Source organism: Pseudomonas putida, from assembly GCF_001976065.1.
Classification (GTDB): Bacteria; Pseudomonadota; Gammaproteobacteria; order Pseudomonadales; family Pseudomonadaceae; genus Aquipseudomonas; species Aquipseudomonas serbica.
The window spans coordinates 558,323-578,920 of sequence record NZ_MNAH01000002.1 but is presented as its reverse complement, the minus strand read 5'-3'; the positions used below and the strand labels follow the sequence as shown (position 1 = coordinate 578,920).

Sequence of the window (20,598 nt, the reverse complement as noted above, 5' to 3'; positions counted from 1 at the left end):
ACGAATAAGTTCGATGGATAGACCTCACTCCGCCGGAGGAAAATCCACATCCGGCCTCTCGGGAATCTGCCCTCCTCCCGTTCGATCTATCTTCACCAGCCCGGCTTTACGTTCTCCTGGCAGAATCGGTGTACGAGGCACAAAGGGCCATACAAAAAGCGCCCGGCGTCGAACGTGGCCGCGTACCAGATCGGCGATGAGATCCGGAAATTCAATGAGGCTCGCCTGTGGAGCACTGGCGAAAAGTACCGGCGTTGCCATCTGGCCATCGTGGGTAACCACGCCATAGATCGCCGCCGGCGGTGCAATTACTGGAAAGGCGACAATGCCCACGTCTATCGATAGCTCGAAATCCTGGGGCAAATCTTTTGGTACTAGCGGTCGAACCGAGATCGACAAACGATCGCCGGGAGCGAGTGTTGCCGGCTTACCATCTGCCTCCGCCAACGCGGCAATCGGTATCGCATAGGCCTTGCCGGAGTTGCCCTGTGCAGGTACGGCGAGTGGGAGTCCGGAGATAGTCAGCGGGCGTGTCGCCTTTCCTTTTACAGGAGCCTTCGGTGAGAGCTCAATTGTTATAAACCAAACGTCTCCAATCGATAATGGTGGTGTTTTTGATATCGGCTCCAGAAATCCGGAATTCACTTCGCCAAACGAAAAATAGATTATCTGCGACAGGTCGTACTCTGCTCGATCGAGTGCCAGAAGATATTTTTTCTCGCCTGCACCAGTTTTGCTTGTCGAGTGCGCCGGGCCCGCAAGTTCACGGTCATAGGCAGGGTCCGCGAACACTATCGTCGCCACCTCAATCGGCCGCCACGGACGGTCTGCGGGCAGAAGCAGCATGCCAAAAGTCACCGTCAGCGGGGGGCCTGGCGGGAGCTGGGAATGTTCCGCCTCTGACTGCCCGATGGTGAGCCAGTCTGTAGGGGCTGGAGCCAATGCGTCTGGATTAATTGAAGCCAGCCGAAGGTTAAGGAGTGCGCGCGTATCAGCGTCAGCACTACGGACTGCAGCACGCAATCGATCACGTTCGCCGAGCGTCATCACCAAACTTAACGTTACGTAGTCATCCACAAGCTGTGCAACCTGCAGCCTTTCAAAAGCCGCCACAACATTTCCTATTTGCAACGTCGCATAGAGGCCCGTCGACGCGAAGCCTAGTATTGCCAACGTTTGAGCGAGGTCCTTTTTCAGCTCGATGCCTTTCGGTCTGCGAACTTTGATCTGGACGTGTTCTTCCAAATCATGACCTAGCCAGCCCTTGTCCGGCGCCAGCACCGTCAGCATCAACGCAATCGTAGCGTCCGGCTTCTCATCCCACGCGCTCGGTGTGTAACGTAACACCGCCCCCGGTCCACAGAACAAAACAAAAGAAAGCAGTTCGCGAGAGACTGCATGCGTATGAATATCCTTGATATCGACGTAGTGGTTCTCCCCTACGTACGTTCGTCGGCTGTCAGTCAGCGTGCGGCCTCGAGGTAAAGCAGTGTTGCGAGGTGCACGCCCTTGTCTCCAAATCACCGGCATCCGGTCGGCAGGGCGGCCGAACCGTGAATGGTCAGGGTCGAACGCAAGGTCCTTCGTTACGCTCAGATATCCTTCGTATTCCATCGTCAATATTCCGGGACGAACGCCACTGGAAAAAATCTCGAAACGCCCCGGCGACAAGGCTGCCAATGACGGCGGATAAGCACTGTCAGTACTCCCCTGCGCGTTCAGGTTCTTACTCAGTGCAGACAAAATCTCAGCGCCTAATGGCACACGAACGCGAGACCCTGCGGGAATAAGTGCCCTGTCAGGCGGCGAAACAACGTTTGGTGCCAACTTCCCTCCCCGAGAAAACAGAGCCCGTCGACCTATGGCAAGGAAGTCAGCATGGTCGGCCACTCCCTCAGCAGGTTTTGGAGCGCATCCAATGGCGGGGCCACCGATTGTTCGCGCGCGACCCGCCCAGGCATGAGACGCATCTTGAATTACGGTTTCCTCACCCACGTTAAGTACATACGGGTCACCTTGGGGCGGGCAAGGCCAACCTAGTGCCGGTGATGCGTAGATTGAACGCTCTGCGTCACGTAGCCTGCAAAATCGCCGTAACTCGAATGATGCCGTCAGCGCAATTGATCGCACGTCCGCGTGATTGCGCTGCTCCGGTGCCCGGTCTGTCCATTCAGGATCCGATATGGTCGCGACAAACAGCGCCAAAGGCTCAGCCACTTGCGTCGAAGCAAAAGCCGTCAAGTGGTTCAAACTGTCCCCGTCGTCCTTCACACTGCCTTCTGGAACATCCATCAAACCAATATGAAAACGCCCTACGACCAGCAAATCACTGCCGCTTTTGAGTGTGTCCTGCTTATCGCATATACGTAGAGAGACCTGGACGCGAACGGTATCACCTTGATCAGGTCGTGCGAGCAACGTCTTGAACGTGGGCCTCTCAAGATTGGGGACGCTCCATAACCGCGCCAGTGCCATCAGGCTTCGCCAGTAAAGCGGTTGAGTAAACGCTGCATTGATATCCGGGTTCGGGAAGAGATTCGCCGCAAACGCCTGATTAACTACATTCCGGACTTTGGCCGCTTCGCAGCCAACGACTCGAGAAAGTGTCTGGCGTACCTCGACCCCGGAGCCCGACCCTAAGCTGACCAGAACAGGAGATAAGCCTTCGAGCGGTGTCGCAATGGCGCTCGCCAGATCGAAAGCCGCTACCGGGCCGATACTTGCAGACATTCCCAGGGCGGGGGCTTGAGCGATTTTTATCAGCGGCGCCAGCGAACCACCAAAAACCGATGTGATCCAGGGAAGCGGAAAAACAACACCGCTCAAATCGCTTTTGTCCAGAGATGCCTCTACAACAGCCCCCCCGAAAATTGCTAGGCTTTTTTCAACTCCTCCCATACTGGCCATCGAAAGAACACGATCAATGTCACGCCCAAAGAGACCAACACGACCAATACCGGCAACAATCGGTGGCGCTCCATCGGGTGTCTTGTTGTACACATACCGTGGTAAAAAACCATACTCTTTATTGATTGTGTCTATCGGATTGGCAAGCCGTTTTGCGATGTTGGCCAGGTCTACTATGGCAACATCGTCAATCGTCGTGAAAGACATGGAGCGTCCATCGCCGTTGAGCGTGTGCTCCGTGAACACCTTGGACTGCCAGACGCCTTTAAGCAGCCAGTCACCGTTGACTCTGTCTAGGAGACTGCAATCGAGTGAAAGATCTACTAGTCGTGGCTGTACATTATGCGTAAGTGCGGTGCCATTGTTGACCAGCTCCACAGTGTACAGAGCTTTCCTTTCGCCCTTATAAGGTTTAGTAGTGTTAACGAACTTCAGGGCATCATCTCCAAGTCGCCCCACTGGCCACTCCACTACGCTGTTGCCTCTATCAACAAGTAAGGGAAGCGTCACGCGGATTGCGGTCGTTGTTGATTCTTGAGCAATCCTTGTTAGCTGGATGATCTTGAGCTCTGCGCCCGCATTGGCAGCCGTGACGTCAAAGCGTGCAGTTGTGATCGACCATACCATCGGCCCTTTCTCGCCCGACGGCTGAACGACGAGGACGATAAATCCCCGGGCATATGTGTCGCTCAGTTCAATTCCGCGCACCCACTGCCCGGCACACAAGGCGCCGCGCAGCTCAACGGTCAGCACCCCCCGACGATGATCGACCTGGTTGAAAAGGTTCTTGGCATTATTGCCAGAACTGATGGTCGCCCCATACCAATCGATGACTCCACCCAGATGGACCTTTATGGCCTCTCGCAAATTCCCGGTCGGCAAATCGCCAAGCGTTGCTACCCCTAAAATTGTCAACAAACACTCAGTGGACGAGATTTCCAGGTTTATGGTTTCGATCGTCAAGAATCCTGGTGTTGGTCCCACCCCCTTGAATCCGATCTTTATACTTGTTTCCTCGATTTTTACGTCGCCCTTTGAAAACGTGACCGGCGCGCCGAAAAGCTGCATCTCTAATTCGGCGCTTTCATCGAAACCAGCAATTTTCCCGCCATCAATCCGGATCGGGAAACTCACTCTAACCAGACATGACATCGAACTTTGCAAATCAGCCCCGAGTTTGAGCTGTGCTTCAAGTTGAAGCGTGATGGTCGCTTTGTTTTTACTCTCGTCCACGATAATTTCGTGGCCATTGACCCCCGCGTTGCCAATCCGGATCGCTTGTAATTTGCCGCTATCCATTGCGAACCGTATGCACACCGAATTACCTGTTTCGTAAGGAGCCTCAGGCCCAAAGGGTTCTTTACCGTTGCCGCGTACGAATGTGTGCGGCGGCGTGATACTGAACAGCACATTGGCAAGAGTCAGACTCGCGTGACGGTCCACCTGCAGGCTCCAGAGTCGCAGTGGATGCAGTGTCAGCGCGCCGATCGAAACTTCATAAAGCGGTGCCGATGGTTGATTACCTTTACTATTAACGAACAACCGCCACTCATACACTGACTTTGGCAGGCGAGTTTTATCAAATACCGTGACGTCAGGACCGATAGCACTCTCTGGCGTATCGACCGCAGTGAAAGCCCAGCCATCGTCCACCAGAGGCTTCATCGGCAGATCGCGCACCCAAAGCTCCAGAGCGATCTGGTGAAGCTCGAGGTCGAACTGGTGAGTCGTCGTCAGCAGATCGATGCGTGTATCTGACTTCTGATCATGTGAGACCCGAAGTGCAGTCTTTCGAACACTGAGTCCAAAATATTTTTGCGGTTCTTGCACAACCTTCGCCATCACAAAACCGCGTGTATCACCCACCGCACCCGTTTTGCCTGCTGATCCCGGGCCATCAATAAAGTACTCATAGGGTGTTAGCGCGAAACCGGTAACGGCATATCTGTCACCCTGGGAGAGGGTTCCTCCCGTTTCCTTGAATATTTCCTTCAGGCCGGCCAACGCGCTTTCTCCCTTGGCCCATTTGAAATTACCTTTGGCATCTCCATACAAAGCGTAACGACCAAAAGGCAACGAGGGCGTGTCAGGCGACGTGACCTCAACTTTGAACCCGGTTGCCCATGTGAAGGGCTCGACCAGCCCCTTCGCATCCGTTGTCCCCCAACCCGTCATGCGATCCTGTTCTGTTCGAGTCAGAGCCAGACGATGTGTGGCGGCGCTCCAGACTTCCTTCAGTGCACTGATATCCAGCGCCGTTATTTGCGGCAGAGGGCGCAAGGAATCTCTAATCGGCTGCGATCTGACAAACGTTGCCTCGGCGAAGAGCTCTCCAAGAATCGGAAGATCGTAACGCAGTGAATATTCCAGTACAGGATCGGCGCGATTGGTTGTTGTTGGAACAACTTCCACACCAGGCAAGGTCAATATCGAGAACGCAACCGCTTCTTTTAGCTCATCGTCCCGCTCTGCTTGCCGCGTGATCCATTCATCATTGATTCGCGGCCAGCCAAAGCTTGGTTGCGTTGATGTCGATGTGATGCTGGCTACCGGAAGACTTTTAGAGAAGGCTTGGAGATTGATAGTCACCGTTGCCGTTTTTGAGCCTTTTGGAACCTCATGAAACACAGGAACCAGATCGCGGGTGCGTGACGGTATCGCCGCATTCGGCGCCGTGCGCGTCATATTCATTCCCGCTATCAGCGGCATCCTCATGCCGACAATCGGAGCCCAATGCACAACAGGTGCGTATTCACGTGCCTCCACGTACAAGTCCAGCTTCAGCGCTGATACTGATTGCGACGGTTCTACTGGCTCAATTGAACCGGTCCAGTCGGAATTGGTGGTGCTTGTATGACCGAAAGACAGAGCGGTCGACCTGAGAGCAATCGGCCCATTGTCCAGCATCGGAATAACTTCTTGCGCCGTGGGCGTCGCCTCGGAAAACCACAGGGCGCCGTTGATGACACCGTTCGCGTCGAGCAGGGTTATGTCACACCCCATCGGTATATCACCAGCGAACGGGACCCTGGTGCGCACAAATGAAGCACTGTCGACAATCACATCGCCGACACAGGCGGGGGCAGCGTTGCTTCCTTGAGGTGGATACTGCAGTAACCGAGTAAAAGTAAGGCCGAAGAATGCCTGGTTATCTTCGTCGAGCCCCCCGGAAGTCAGCGACTCAGCCGGCGCTTGTATCTTCGGCAAGGGTATCTGCAATACACCTCGTTCAAGTGCCACGAAAGCAAAGAGTTCCACTGGTTTATCCAACGGACTCAAGCCTTGTCGCTGGTAGCGGAGTTCAAGCTCTGCCGCCAGCCGATCACGCTCTACGAGTACCGGCAAAGCTGTAGCGGCTGCGGTCCCCTTGCGGCCGCCAAACCCGACCTGGAAAGCATTCTTGCCACGTAGCTTGACGAGATTCACCGCTGCTACCGCAAGGCTTTCGCTGGGTTGTTTGCCAGCCTCGACAACCAGCAACCTTGCTCCGGGTTTGGTACTGTCGATCATCAACCCCGGTTTTATCAGTGTGGCCGTTGTATTGAGCCTGGCACCGGTTACCGGCTCAGTCACCAGCGTTGCGCGCAAGGCACCGGGTGCAATCATAGGACGCTTGATGCCGTCACGCAGCGTGAGACGATGCTCTCCCCGCGACAGTCGCCACACTAGCGGCGCAGGACCCGGTCGTATATCAAACACAAGCGGGAGTTGCTCGCGTCGCACCGCTTCGACGAGATCATCAAGTACCGGACGTAAGCCTTTATCGCCGGAGCGTTCCTGGAGCAGCACCATGTGCTGCTCCCCTGCACCATCAGGTGCTATCCGCAACCGCACTTTTATCTGAGCCGCGGTCCCAAAGGGGTCGTCGATCAGTGCATCAAACTCCACTCCGCCGGCAGTGAGAGTGAGCACGATGCGGTCTACAGCGGCGGAATCCTTGTACGTCTTGAGTTTTGGTTTGCTGGTGATCGACTGATCGACAACGTAAGGGAATGCCCCGTGTACAACCTTGAGGTATACCGCTCCCCCGAGAATGGGCAAATAGTGTTCGCCATTGATCAGTTTCTTACTGCCGATCGCCCAATAGTCCCAGATATCGCGATCTCCACCCTCATTTCGGATAGCAACCTCGACAGTGCCAACGGTGAGTGAAAGTGAGGTCGTCTCAATGCCGGAGCCTTCTTTGGGGGGCCATACCCCATCTTTCGCCATCGTCGCGGCAGCCACCTGCGAAAAACATATTGGCGCAGCGGGAAATGCGGCCGCAGACGCTGAGATAGCGCTCGCATTGTCCCCATCGACATCAGCCGCAAAACGCAGACTACCGCCGAATTTCTTACCGTCGGTTTGCAGGAGTCCACAAACTGCCAACTGGAACATCAGCGGATCGTGGAAGGAAACGGTGTTTCTCGAACCCTCTTCAAATTTATAGGTGCGCGCCTCGGCTGTCTGAGCCAAAACCCGCAGCGAGGGATTGGGCACAAACCCACCCTGCGACTTTGACTCCAGTTGCAAGTCTGTAGACAGATCTGCAACCCAAAGATACTTCGCCGGTTTACCCACGCTCGCGGGCGCCAACTCTGGCCCCACCAGACGAACAACCCTGATGTTGGTTGTGTTCATGGCGCACGCTCCACCACTGTAACGACAGGATCTACCAGACCCTTGGAGGCCTTTAGGAATAGCCGCCGCGACCTACCGAAAAGCTGGTCGGATGCGACCTCGGCGAGGAAGTTCCTCAACGCCGGTTCGGCACCGGCACCGGCACTGACGAGGTGATGCATGTCTGCTTGTGTTGGCGGACGACGCAGGATCAATTGGCCGGGAGGTGCAAACACAACCCGTTGTGCGAGCGCCAAAAGCGCTAACAACACCGGATGATCGTCTTGCAGCGCAGAGATCGGCAGTCGAAGTTCAATCGTCACTGGCTTCGACCCATCAACGTTTAAATATTCGAACGCTGCCAGCGCTTCGAGCGCAGCAAAGAAACCCAGACCAGGATCACCTTGCACACCCGTCGAGTTCATGACTGGAGTGCATGTTCGAAGCGTTGTAAGCAGGTCTCTGAATCTGGCATTACGACCTGGACTGCTTGTGCCGCCGGGATCGGCAGCATCGCTCAGGAGGGTTACCGTAACAGCCGCCACAAACTCGAAAATCGCTTTGGGAGAAAGCTCAGTCTTATCATCGGGCGCGGAAGGCAAATCTCTGGACAGATGCTTTGCAGCCACCTGCAGTGCAGAAGGAATGGCCCGCGAAATCGGCGCAAAACCACCTTCGGGAGCAAGACTTCCGAAAGGTGCACTGTCAGCAGCCCGGATTGCATACATATCGTAGTCCCAAGCTGCCGCGATGAATTTTTTAGCGAAATCTTGAGCCTCAGGTCCTTCGAATACTGCACCCGGTGCGGTCGTCAATACGCGCCGCTGTGCACCTGCGAATGCGCGGATCGTTGCCACCCGCGCGTCGAAAGTGGTCGCCTGATCAAGAGGGAACATCCACTTCACAGGCGTAGAACACTGGAAGACGCTGCTGATACGTGTCTGCCCTCCTTCCATGCTCGAGTTGTAAATCGGCACACCTGCCGGCCACGCCATCGCCTTGATTGCCGGATTACCCGTGCTGGGGTCTGATCCCGCCAGTTCGATCCAGGCTTGTACACGGTCGCTATCGGGCAACGCTGCGATATCCAGAAAATCCCGGATGCACTGGATGATTACCGCCAATGCCTGCTGGGCAATTCCGGAGGGAGATGCAGGAAGGTAGTGCGCCAGCTCCTGTTCGACCAATGAGAGTTCCGTTGCCCACTTCGACCAGTCTGGAGGAGCCAGTGAGCTGGGTGGCTGAACAGTGATCTTCAGGTCTGACAATGGCCAAGGCGCATGAGCGGTTTGCCAACGCGAAGGACTTGCTTCGAAACCACCGAACCCCTGAAGCAGAGTCGTAAGTGCGGCATCGCGCTCTAGCACGGGCGTAGCAGCAGGTAGCATTAATGGACCGCGCAGGGATGGGTTGAGCCGCCACGGGACCAGCGTGTTCTGCAATCGCGGTGAGACATAAGTTTGTGCTTGCACCTTGAACCGTCCCCCTGCGACACGATCGAGGTAGCACGGCTTGATATTGGCTGAGTCATCCGTAGGCACCGGCATCGCCAGAAACTCGATCTCCGGCGAGAGCTCACCAGTGAACGTGGTTGAAGCCGTCAGACCTGGCACTATACGCGTGGACAACTCGTATATGACTTGCGGGTCTGGCAGCAGGAAGACTTCTGGAATGTTGTTTGATCCCGCGAGCCAGCGCTCGCGATCAACTCCCTGCATACCATCGATGTTGCGTACCAGCGGTATGTGCAGGCCAACAGTTGCCGTTCTGCTGAAATCATCACGAACCACGGTCCAGTTCGACGTCGAGTCATCGGCTCCGAACCTGCCAGGATCGCCGGTCCACGGCCAATTGAGTTCGTAGCCACTTTCCGGAATGACAGCAGCAACCGGTTTGGATACCACAACGCCGGCGGCGGCAAAGACAGCCAGATGAAGTCGATAAAAATGGGGAACAGAGTCCGTACGCAGAGCGGTTATACCGCGCCATCCATCGACGATGCGTTCCGGTAACGATGCTGGTGCGAAAGCATTTCTTACACCTGGATCATACGGCTTTGCGTCCTCCTCCAGAGTCGCCCCTTTGAATGACAGCGTCCCCGGATCGACCGCCAGGCGATTACCTATGGCCGGCAACCCGTCGATCACGACGCCGTTGTTTATCTGTTTGTACGCAAACGCCCATTGGGGCTGAGAAAACTCGCGCCAGAAGCCAAAAGCCTGATGTTCGAACTGAAGGGCATCCGCGATGTGCAGATTGGCCTCCGAGGCGATTTCGTCAGGATGGCGCGATACCAGAAACTCGAGCAGACGCCCCGGCCGTCTGTCAGCGCCCCTCCCCACATCAAGACGTGCGGCGCCAAGAACCACAGGTACGGCAAGGGGCTCGGTCCGAGGCATGACCACATCGATCGAACAGGTGGACAGCGGATCATCCTTCTCTTCTACCTTGATCATCGGCAGACTTACTGCCGCAGGTTTGATGCCCTCACGGAAACTGTCGGCGAGTAAATGTCGAGAGGCCCAGGGCAGTCGCGCCAAAGCGGCCTCGACTTCGTCAAGACCTGAAGTGGCCAAGTCCCAAGCGCTCACCAAAGCGTCATAACGACCCACCGGCCTTACTGCGTAGCGTCTTCTGCGGGCAAAGCGATCCTTGTGCAAGAACAACAGTTGCATCACGCCGTTGGTGCTGGGTATCAGACGAAGCGGTTCAGAGTGCGCAATAGTGGCAAGCGCAAAAGGTGTGTTTTTCAAGGAGGACAACGGCGCGTTCGATGCTAGCCCATACGCGAGGTAGCGTCTGATAAAGCCGGGCCATCGCTCAAGAAACGGCCGCAGTTTTGCGTCTGTCGGAAGACTGGTTGGCGACTGCCCGAAAACACGTTTCACGTACCAGACAAAATCATCAAAATTGCGTTTTACAGATTCATTGGCTTTGATCGCTTCATTTCCCTGAATGAGCGTAGCGATTGCCATCGAATCAAGAGAAGGGAACTGATCGAATGGATCGTCAATATGGCCCCATCTGTTTTCAACCTTCCAGGTATTATTTAAACCAACAACTGGCCCCCTGATTTCCGTCAAAGTGAACATCTGTCCCGGCAGAAGGAGGCCAGCCTGCTCCCGACCATCATTTTGCGTAGAAATGACGCGCAGCAATGCCACAGGAGCAGCGGACCCACAATTATTGTGCTGCGAGTCGCGCAAAAATGCGGGCACCTCTATAACCAACGAAGTCGCTACATTGCGACCGCTGCCAAAAGCCTTGGCGGCGGGTCCGTCGAGAGAGTGCGCCAGAGCAATGGGCTTGTTGCCATTCGTCCCTCCAACCAGATCGATCACGTCGACGAGCACATCTTCAGAAAGATCGGCGGTTGTAAATCGAAACTGAAGAGGTCCAATCGGCAGCTCCTGATAAGGCACCTGACCTGTCAACGCAAAGTACCGCACTGCCGTCGCCGTCCAGGCCTCCTCCACCTCACCGCGCACCATCGCCTCGGGCATCGGGCGCAGTGATATCTGCGTCAGGCATACGGCCTTGTCCGCGAGGAGTCGCTTCAAGCTACCTGCGTCTGGTACAGGAGTGCCACCATCGAAACTGGTGGTGGTCATAAGACCGTCCGTTCGAGTGAACACATCCACAAATGGCACGCCACAACCCAGCCCCGCGTAGCGTCCGCGAATCATTGCGCATGCCTGGTCTATCAGTTTCAGTGCAATACACGGCTGCTCATACGCTGCCGTTGTCATGTCAAAAAGTCGCAGCCCCTGGGCCAGGCCCAAGGTACGTAAAACGGCCCAACCGTAGGGATCGCGTTCGATCGGGCGCTCATCAATCAGTTCAGCGATGCCAGTCACTTTGGTTGGAGGCGCCGCCTCCAGTACCGGTCTGTAACGCCGGTATGGTGAGTCCGGGACTGTCCAGTCCCAACGCAGCGCATCGATCACATCAGCCAGTAGCGGATGAAGTTTTTGATCAAGGTCGACCACGACTGATGTCTGACCAGTGACGCCTCCCCCACATTTACCAGTCAACGTTAGCGACATCCCCTTGAAGCTGGCGCCGCCGGAACCTTTCACATAAGCATCGACCCAAGGCTCGCTGCTCCAATCGCTTGCAGTATTTCTGGCAAGTACCAATCCGATAATGAGCCTGCGGGCCGCACCCACAGTCCAGGACATCTGGCAACCTAGCCCTACATGCTCGGGGATGAAAGGACCCTGTACCCAGCCTATTGCTTTGCTGTCATAGCAGATCGCCGGCGCTGGAAACGACGTGCCCCGCTCTTTCGGGAATCGGGCCTCGGTCTCTGCACTCCATGCCACCTCAATCGTCCAGGGCTGTCCCTTATCGAATAGCGCAGCAATATCGACCTCGTTCATCGCTAGACCAACCGAACGACGCAATGTCGGCCTGGCCCAGGCGAGCAAGCTTTCGGCTGGCGAGTACCAGGCACGTCGCCGAGCCGCACCGCCTTCACCCTGAGGTTTACCGAGCCTGAGGGCTTCGCTGGGGTAGAACGCCTCCACAGCACCAAAGTCGTCAATACCTGCGGGATCAGCCTTGCCGATACGCGGATCAAGCAGCCGTGCCCGGGCCACGTGCCGTGCAGCGTCGATCTGTTCGGACTTATTGGTAATGCTGGTCAGGTCAATCTCGAATACGTCGTAACCGGCGATATGGTCTGGCGATTGATTTACTTGGGTTCTGGTTAAATTGCTGTACTGCGGAAATGTAGCCCAGTTCAGCTGCGTCGCAATCCGCCGCTCACCGTCACGCAGACGCAAAAGCGCCTGCGGTTGTGTATCCAGCAACTGACCTAACGAAGAGCTGGATGCTGGATAATCAACCAACAGACGCCCCGCCCGCGCATCGAGGTCCGCAAATTCCATCGGCAGATAACCCGCAATCACCGGACATTCGAATATCTCGACCGGCATTTGCACGGGGCTACCAACGGGTCGACCGAGCTCGTCGGTCTGAACCGTGCCGATGCGCAGCGCCATATCGACGGCAATCCACGGTGAGGGACAGGGCTCCACGCTCAGCGGGCCGGGTTCATCCGGGGACTTTTGACGTTGCAAGCGTTTGAGGGCCAAGCGTACCGGGCGAGGTGATTCGATTTGTCTCTCTACATGAACGCCGAGGGCGGCCTGCAGTTTTTCCATCGGGTCGCCCGACTCATCCTCTTTTTTAATGAAACTCAAGGATAGGGTATTGGCCGGGGCACCAATGGGAATGAACTCAAGTCCGTGCTTCCATCGATAGTCTTTTGACGCTTTCTGACTCCCACCAGCGCTAACGGGCCACGATAATTCAAACTCGAACACCTGATCGTCCATGTCGTCACGGGCAAACTCGGCAGGTCCCGGGCGCTGCAAAGCCTGCCCCAAGGTGTCCCCACCGAACTCGCCCAACAGGACCGCTCGCTCGTGCCGCACTTTCAGAGCGTATCGGGTACCTCTGGCAGGCAATCGTTGCGGTTGTTCCTTGTCATCTTTTTCTCGATCAAGCAGATCGTCAATTCGTAGGAAAAGCGTCGGGAACGTGGTTCCTGGCAAGCCCGGGAAACGCTCGAAGTTGACCACCAATTCCACCCGACCCAATGCGGTCTCCGGGGGTTGTGGCCGCGTGAGCGGGTACTCGATTGTGACCCCCACGCCCCGTTTTCCCGCAATGTCTACGGGTACGATGGTGTAGATGACCAAAAGCGCTCTGTCCTGGCCCTTAACCAGCCCGTTGAACGCTGCAATGATTTGCTCATAGCCCTCAGTAGAGTGTTCATTCTGCTGGCGGAACGCAGGCCGCATCGAATTTGGCAAGTCAGCAAAATCGTCGACAAACTGAGCCAGGGGACGAACACGCTGCCAGGTTACTGCACCATTTTCCACTTGCGCCATAAGCGGCGCACTGGCTTTGGTTTGCACGAAGACGGGTGCAATCTCTGAGACGACACTGCCTCCCACCTGAACGATTCGCTCGATCTCATAATGTTTAAGATGAAATTCCGGATCGTTCCAGATGCCTTTAGAGGTGCCCCAGCCGGGTTCAAGGTCCCAGTCGAGCCCCACGCCTTCGGTTCCGGCCCAAGCTTTTGGATGCACCAGACGCGGCTTGTTGCGGTCGAAAAAACGCAAGATCGGATTGAACAGGTAGACCCATTGCTCTGCTGTTTCCACCAACAGGTTCGACGCCCCGACGGCTCGAATTTTAAATTTGGACTTCGGTGGATTGGCTGAAGGTGTCGGATCAAATAATTGACCGATCTGCGCCTCAGTGACGACAAAGGTCAGCCCGAGATCTCGAGCATCCACTTGTGCCTGCGCAGTACTCGGCTGGCTGCGTGGCCAAATAATACCGCCCTTGCCGTCAACTTTTGCTTTTCGTGCAATGGCTTCTGCTGACGCGACAACCGAGGCGATCACTGAGGAGCGCCGCTCTTCTGTTGCACGCCACTCCGCTCGTTGGAGTGACAATTTCATCATGTCGCTCGAAGCGACGCGCAACGTCTCTGCAGCCTGCTGCGGCGATGCATGGGCTCCGGCATCCTTTGAATGGATTAGTTCGAAGGGTGGTTGCAGTGGTTGGTTGTCATCCTCGTCACGATGATTGAGTTGTCCCGTCTCTGCATCATAGGACGCGGCTTTGGGTACGAAACATTGTTGGAGTAACTCATGCAGTTTTAGCGTTTTTCCCTTTTCGGACGTGGCAAGGGGGCTGTTGTAGAACGCGGTGAGGTCATTCGAGACTGAACTTTGGCTTCCATCGTTCAGAAGCCTGCAAAGAGGGGTATTCGTCGTTAGTTCATACGACACTGTCTCGGTTTGCTCGGTAGCAGGACCGGGATGGGCGAAAAAGGTCGAGGCCTTGAAACCCAGTTTCAGCTCTTTCCCGATATCGGTGTGATCACGCGGAATGAGTTGCATGACATACGTGTCGGGGAATGCTGGCACCTCAAAAAGCATGGCCCAGAACTGCGGCTGTCCGACCAGATCGCCACCGATGGGGATCAGGACATTGGGCTGCACGGACGGTGGATTGTTCGCCACATCGCTCAAAACAGCATGCTTTTCGGCGTCGCTGTTCAGTGTGCCGTCATTTTTTGTCGGTGGCGCCGCTGGAGGTGGCGCCAGCCCTTGCTCAGGGTCAGGTACCGCCGCCGTGAGTCCCAATGCCAGATAACGGGCTACACGCTGGCGGGCCTCTTCAAGTCGGCCTTCGCCAAACGAAAATCCGATCGCCAGCGTCAGTGTTCGACCGAACGCCGCAAAGGAGGTACTAGCCGCTCCACGTGCAGCAATGCCTGATGCTTCGACCGCGACTTCCAGTGCAAGGGAAAGCGTACGACTGAGCGAGAGGCCTATTTCGATACGGATATCATCAAAACCAAGACTGATTTCCATCCATATCCGCACCTCGATACTCACCGTGCACGTAAAGGCAATTGAGCCGTAGAAAAGCGTGTCACGCGGTTGCTTCAAAGCTATCAGCGCAATGAATTTGGCATCGAGGGAGAAGTCCAGATTGGCCACTGCCGATGCCCCGAGTGAGCGCCCTCCTGCCTCGCCTCCGATGTGCGCGAATCCGACTGCGCGAAAGGCGATGCCATACAAAATGGACGAGTCCTCAACCCGCATCACCATCCCGCCTTCGCACGAGATACCGAATCCGTTCTCGTTGAAAGCGAACTTCAGCTCATAAGGCCAGCCAAGTTCGTAGTGGAATAGGCCTGGGCGCACATACAGCGTTGCCGACCAGGTTACGGCCCTGAATGCCTTGACCAACGGTTCCGGCAATTTTGGGTGATCGCCTATGAAGCCGTTGGGATCGGAGAGCAGCCGTGCCAGGAACTCCTGACGCGGCGCTGAAATATAGAGATAACCGCGCAACATCGGGTGGGTTGCTATGGACTCGCGTGTTTCGGTGTTCGACCAATCGGCATAGTTGACACAGAGCCAGGCTCGAACAGTCATCAGAAAGGTCAGATCCGAGCGCAGAGCTGCCGCCACATCCATCAGCAGAAGGTTGGGCAGAAGCTCTTCAGCCTCGCTGACATCACCTTCTTCCGAGGCCGAATCAATCGATAGCATGCCTCTCAATGCCAGAGTCAATCGATCGCCTGTAGCTTCTGGCTCCCAAGCCTCGAAGTGCGCCAGGTCATTTTGATATCGCGAGACATCGTCAAGGACTTCGATCAGCGCTTTCGGAGTGGTCACCGCATCCGCTCGACGCAACCCTGCGAGCGTGTAGCGGTAGCCGATACCAAAGCCCATTTCGCGCAGGTAAATCGGTTTGATGGGCGTGGGGATCTCAGTGGAGAGCTTTTCCAATTGCCCGTAGAGAAAGAACGCGTGGCGTTTATCACCTTCGGGCCCGGTGAGTTCAAGAAAGCCCATGGATGCACTCATCGGCGCCCAACTCTTGAGATTTATCCGGCCCGATGCAAGGAACCCGCGCGCCGTCATTTTCGGTGGTTGTGTGCCGTGGCTGTAAAGCGTCGGGAGATGATCATCAACGACAATCGCTGTCGCCTCCACGGAGCCAGTCTTAAGCGCCAATGAAACACTCAGGCCCTCAAACCGGACACGAGGCAGGCTCGTGCCTGATACCTGAGTTGAGATGTACATGCTGTGAAGGTCAATCTTGGCGCTGACGACATCAGAGTTGGGCGTCAATTTTGCCTGCCCGCAGATCACCAGGGCGGGATCCCCGTCGAACGCATCCGAGGATCCGAGATAGCCGATGCCTCTGAGCTCGAATGCAAAGACATCAAATAGATTGAAGGTCACCTTCGGCTCGATCGGGATCTGAAAATCGATTGCGCGGCTCAAACGACTTATATCGCGGGCCAGCGGCGCCTTGTTGAGGGTGATTTTCAGTCCACGAAGATTTTTCAGAAAGGTGTCCGAGAATTCATCTTTACCAGGGGCGAAAACCAGTGTTCCAGTCACCTGGAAATAGAACTGGTAACCGCCCTCGCCGCGCATGTCTTCAAGCGCGAAGCCCAGCTTGGAAATTGTCAGTTCAAAGCGTGTGGCATGGCAGACGATGGGGCTTTGCGTCTTGTCCAGTTCTGCATCGCATGCCAGTACTGCCAGTCGTCCACCACCGGGCTCACGGCCGAGGCTGAGGGTGACTTTACAGTTGGCTTCCCCTACAAGCTCCGGGGGCAGTTGCCCGCAACCAGTGATGGAAAACGCCTGGATTTCGCCTCGCTTGACCACCAGACGACCGGCCTCGAAGCGGAATGGCATATCCACCCCTGGCAAGGTCACAGGCTCCTGCGGATCGACGTCAGCGACGATATCAAAGTAGCCCTGACCGACCGCAAACTCCGAGACTTTGAACACCAGCCCCCGCCCGCCACCGCCAAGTCTGGAGTAAAAAAGATCGACCTCGGCATCCTTGTGCAGGGACATTCGAGGAGATCCAGAGGAGAAGTCGAGTTCGAACTGGGGAAACTCTACGCTCGGATCGGGCGTTTTGACCCCTTTCGGCCGAATAACATACGTCAGGCCAAAAATATCGCCCGGTATAGGCTTGCCCTTGATCTCAAACTTCTCCCCAGCATCAAGGCGTGCATTAAGGGTTGCAAGGTCAAGCCTCAGATACATATTGAGCGTCGTGGAAAAGTCGTCCAGATGGATCAGCGCACTCAGTGGCAGACTGATCGTAGCGCCGCTCAACTGCACGTCGCTGGCGCTTTTCAGCTCCACGTACTGACTCAACTTGTCCAGAAACGAAGCGGAACCGGCCCCTCCTCCGTCGTTCTTTGGCGTGCCGAAAAATGGCAGTAGCCGGCTCTTCGCCGGATCGACATCACAGTGAACCGATCCATCAAAGTCATTCGCCTGAAGATCCGAAAATTCCAGGGTTTGCGTAAACTGCCCGATCTTGACCGTTGTACTGGGGGTGCCCTCCACCACCAGGTTCTCGGAGGCCGCGGTGTAGGTTTTCAGTGTTTTGAGAAACGACACAGCACCACGTTGCAACACCACCACAGCTATCGCACTGCTCTGCTTCTTCCAGCCGCGCAACTGGATAAGCCGTGTATCCGGCCGTTTACCCTCCGTGTCGGTATCGCGTACAGCTTCGACTGGCGCACCCTGGCGCTTGAGCCAGAGATCGGTCGATATCACCATTTGATTGTCGGAGTTGTTGCTATGGTCCTTGGGTGAAACCAACAGTGCCGCGACGAACGATCCCGAAAAGTCCAACAACAGGGTTGGTGCCCAGGCCGCGGGCAGGCTCAATTCCAGCCCGGCAAACTCAAGTGGTTTTACTTCCGTTTGATTTGGCAGTTGAGGATTCTCTACCGGCGTGATCAGTACCTGTTTCAATGCACAGCTCTGAGCGTCGAGGCGCACCTCAATCGCGACGTGACTCAGCATCGTCGCAGCACCTTTGCCGATCAGATCGATCACCCTCCCCATCAAATCCAGCGCGCCCTCAATCAGACCAACAAGCACGTTGGCGACTGCGCCAAGCGCTTCACCGGCTTGCCTCGCCATCCATTTGAGGCTCGCCGCCAGAAGCTCACCAATACGCTCGATCAGCCTTGAGAGATCAGGCAATGTCGGCAAATCCGGAAATGTCGGAGTGGAGGGACCGCCAGGCAGTTCAATCAGACTAACCAGCCGGATCACGCCTGCGATCACGTTCTCGGCCGTCGCGGCAATCAGCGCTACGGGATAAGGCTCAATGACTTTGAGCTCAGTGAGGCGTCCAGTAATGGAACCTTGCATAACGGTCGTTTCGTAGGTTGCCGCAAAAGCCAGCACCAGGCGGGGATCTTCTTTGGAACGTAAGAAAATCCTGGGAAAATCGATCATCCCTACCAGCGAGCCAGAAGCGGCGCCTGTTGCCAGATCAATTCGGCTATTGACCGGCAGGGTAATACGCACTTCATAGTCATCAATATCAACGGTTACAGGCAACGCTGTATCCACACCGAGGCCAGTCTTTCGACTCAGGCGCTCCGTAATGATCACCTCTTCGAAGGTGATCCCGCCCTGTAGCTCATAATGACCGCCCACGACAGTAAGTTGGAGATCTTTTACCTTGGCGACATCAACCTGGGACGTGCTTTTGATCCAGTCAATTCGAGCATCCCCCGTTTGTGTCGTAACTATCGAAAGATTGCCCCCCACCACCGTGATTTTGAACTGCGGATCCTTAGTCCATTGAACTTTGAGAGGAATTGAAGGCAATCCTCCCCCCGCAAATGTTGGCAGGGGCAACCCCACGTCGAACAGCCGAAAGGGGTTGCCCAAGGTGAAACCGTGCAGCGAGAGCGTGGGGAACGGCATGACCGGAAAATCGAAACCCAGGCGCGGAAAACCCTTGAGCGAGGGTAAATCGATACGCGGAATCAGCACGATACGTTCCTCGATTTTGCTGTCCTCCACATCTGTGACAACACAACTGAACTCAACAGCCCCCAGCATTGAGCTTCCCGAACTGCTAACGAAGTTTATGCTGGCCGCGAGGTCTGCCCGAAACACCTCACGCCCGGTGACCGCTCCGGACTCCAGGGCATTGAGCAGCGCCTGCAGGTCAATGGCGACCCTCGCTTCAACTTTTACTGCCCCTGCAATTCCAGTGCATCCGAAGTAAGTACTGCCCTGAGCACCGGCCCTTATCGTGACTTCACGTCGACTAAGGACGCGTTCCAGCGTCATCCGTGCGTCGTTGAGGACAACAAGAAGTTGCGCAGCTTGTTCTTTGGCCGCAGCCCCTGCCTGAGCCTCGGCCCATTTACTTAGTGCATCAAGGTCTTTGGTCAGATCGCTGGTTGGGCGCAGCCGATGCAAACCATTGCTGTCTGTATCCAGCAGCACGCCTGGTACATCGAATTCAACGGCGAACACTTGTCTCGCAGCTATAGCGCTACCACCGATGGTTCCTCGGGTATCAATCCCTACTGTATTCGCCTGGAACACAAACCCGCTCAGAGGCGAACCGGCACCCGCCTCCTTGAGCGCATCAGCAAGACGCTTCAAATCGCCGTCTGCGTCTTTACGGTTCGCCTCAAGGGAAAGCCTTAGTTCAAGTAAATCGTGACCACTGCTGGAAGATCGCGAGTAAAGCTGGATAGCCATAGGAGTCGTCCGTCCATTGGGGTTGTATCTAGCAGGTGATAAACGCGTGTCAGCACAGCAGTAAACACACTGACTCCGTGAGTGTAGTGGCGTTTTGAGCTTTACCCGTTTTATTTAACGAGCAGGCTCACACCCCGAAAAGTTGACTCATATTTGTTACAACGGGCACTGGGCTCCGAACTGCGACTATCATCGACAACAGCCCTCCTCTCAGCAGTCATCTAAAGTCATTCAACACCCCCCAACTTTGGGGGGTAACGATGAAAAACCTGATGAAAAAAAATCGACTACACTCACCAGCAAGCCACCCAAAGACATGAAATTCAATCAGTTAAATAAAAGCCGATAGACATAACTACCACAGCGGGAGAGCGGCATGGCCTGGTATGAAGATCAAACAGTCGTACATGAAGGGTTTGATACATCCGCGATGCTGAACATGATCCAGGCATGGCTTCCTATTACCTTCAGGACTTCTGCGACTCACCCCATCGGCGAGCAAAAACTCTTCGTCGAGTTAACCCCCTCACAGCTGGCCTTGCTCGGCGAGCCCGATAAAGCGGCGCTTGTCGCCAAGTACACGTTACAAGCGTTAAATAGAGATACTCTTCGCCAATCGCTTGACACTAACGCCGACATGGAAATGGCGTTCTTCCGCAGCGTGCTGGGAGGAGGCCTGAAGTTCGCGCTACCATCAGGATGGGTGAGTGCTGCAATTGCTCAGACTGTCAAGACCTTAGTTGGGTACCTTTTGAATAACGAAGGCACCAAGGAGGATGCAGCCTTTGTATCAGCCCATATAGCGGTGGGTGGGGAACTTAGGGAGTTATGGCATAGAGTTAATATTTCAGACGGCAAGGCATACTTCTACCGTGTGATTCAATACGAGGTGAAGGTGGGTGCAGAAACACGCCAGTTCGTATTGATTTCCACCCGCTATGCGCTTAAGCCATAGATGTATCGCGGATCGAGGCATTACTGGAGCGAC

The 20,598-nt window shown here is 55.5% G+C and carries 3 protein-coding genes; 1 reads left to right on the top strand and 2 read right to left on the bottom strand.

Going from position 1 to position 20,598, the window contains the following annotated elements:
- Positions 1 to 24: 24 nt before the first annotated feature.
- Both BKX96_RS09130 and BKX96_RS09125 read right to left on the bottom strand, forming a co-directional pair.
- Positions 25 to 7,530 (bottom strand): hypothetical protein, encoded by a 7,506-nt coding sequence (locus BKX96_RS09130; RefSeq protein ID WP_077183479.1) that lies wholly within the window; start codon positions 7,528 to 7,530, stop codon positions 25 to 27.
- Positions 7,527 to 19,610 carry a hypothetical protein gene (locus tag BKX96_RS09125; RefSeq protein ID WP_077183477.1) on the bottom strand — a complete coding sequence of 4,028 codons (12,084 nt, stop codon included), beginning with the start codon at positions 19,608 to 19,610 and terminating at the stop codon, positions 7,527 to 7,529. The genes BKX96_RS09130 and BKX96_RS09125 overlap by 4 nt, the downstream gene beginning before the upstream one ends.
- Before the next feature lie 376 nt (positions 19,611 to 19,986).
- On the opposite strand from BKX96_RS09125, the gene BKX96_RS09120 reads away from it, so the two are divergent.
- Positions 19,987 to 20,565 carry a hypothetical protein gene (locus tag BKX96_RS09120; RefSeq protein WP_077183474.1) on the top strand — a complete coding sequence of 193 codons (579 nt, stop codon included), beginning with the start codon at positions 19,987 to 19,989 and terminating at the stop codon, positions 20,563 to 20,565.
- The last annotated feature ends 33 nt before the right edge of the window (positions 20,566 to 20,598 follow it).

Coding starts and splice junctions, on each gene's coding strand:
- BKX96_RS09130 (WP_077183479.1), bottom strand. CDS start 7,530: ATGAACACAACCAACATCAGGGTTGTTCGTCTGGTGGGGCCAGAGTTG.
- BKX96_RS09125 (WP_077183477.1), bottom strand. CDS start 19,610: ATGGCTATCCAGCTTTACTCGCGATCTTCCAGCAGTGGTCACGATTTA.
- BKX96_RS09120 (WP_077183474.1), top strand. CDS start 19,987: ATGGCCTGGTATGAAGATCAAACAGTCGTACATGAAGGGTTTGATACA.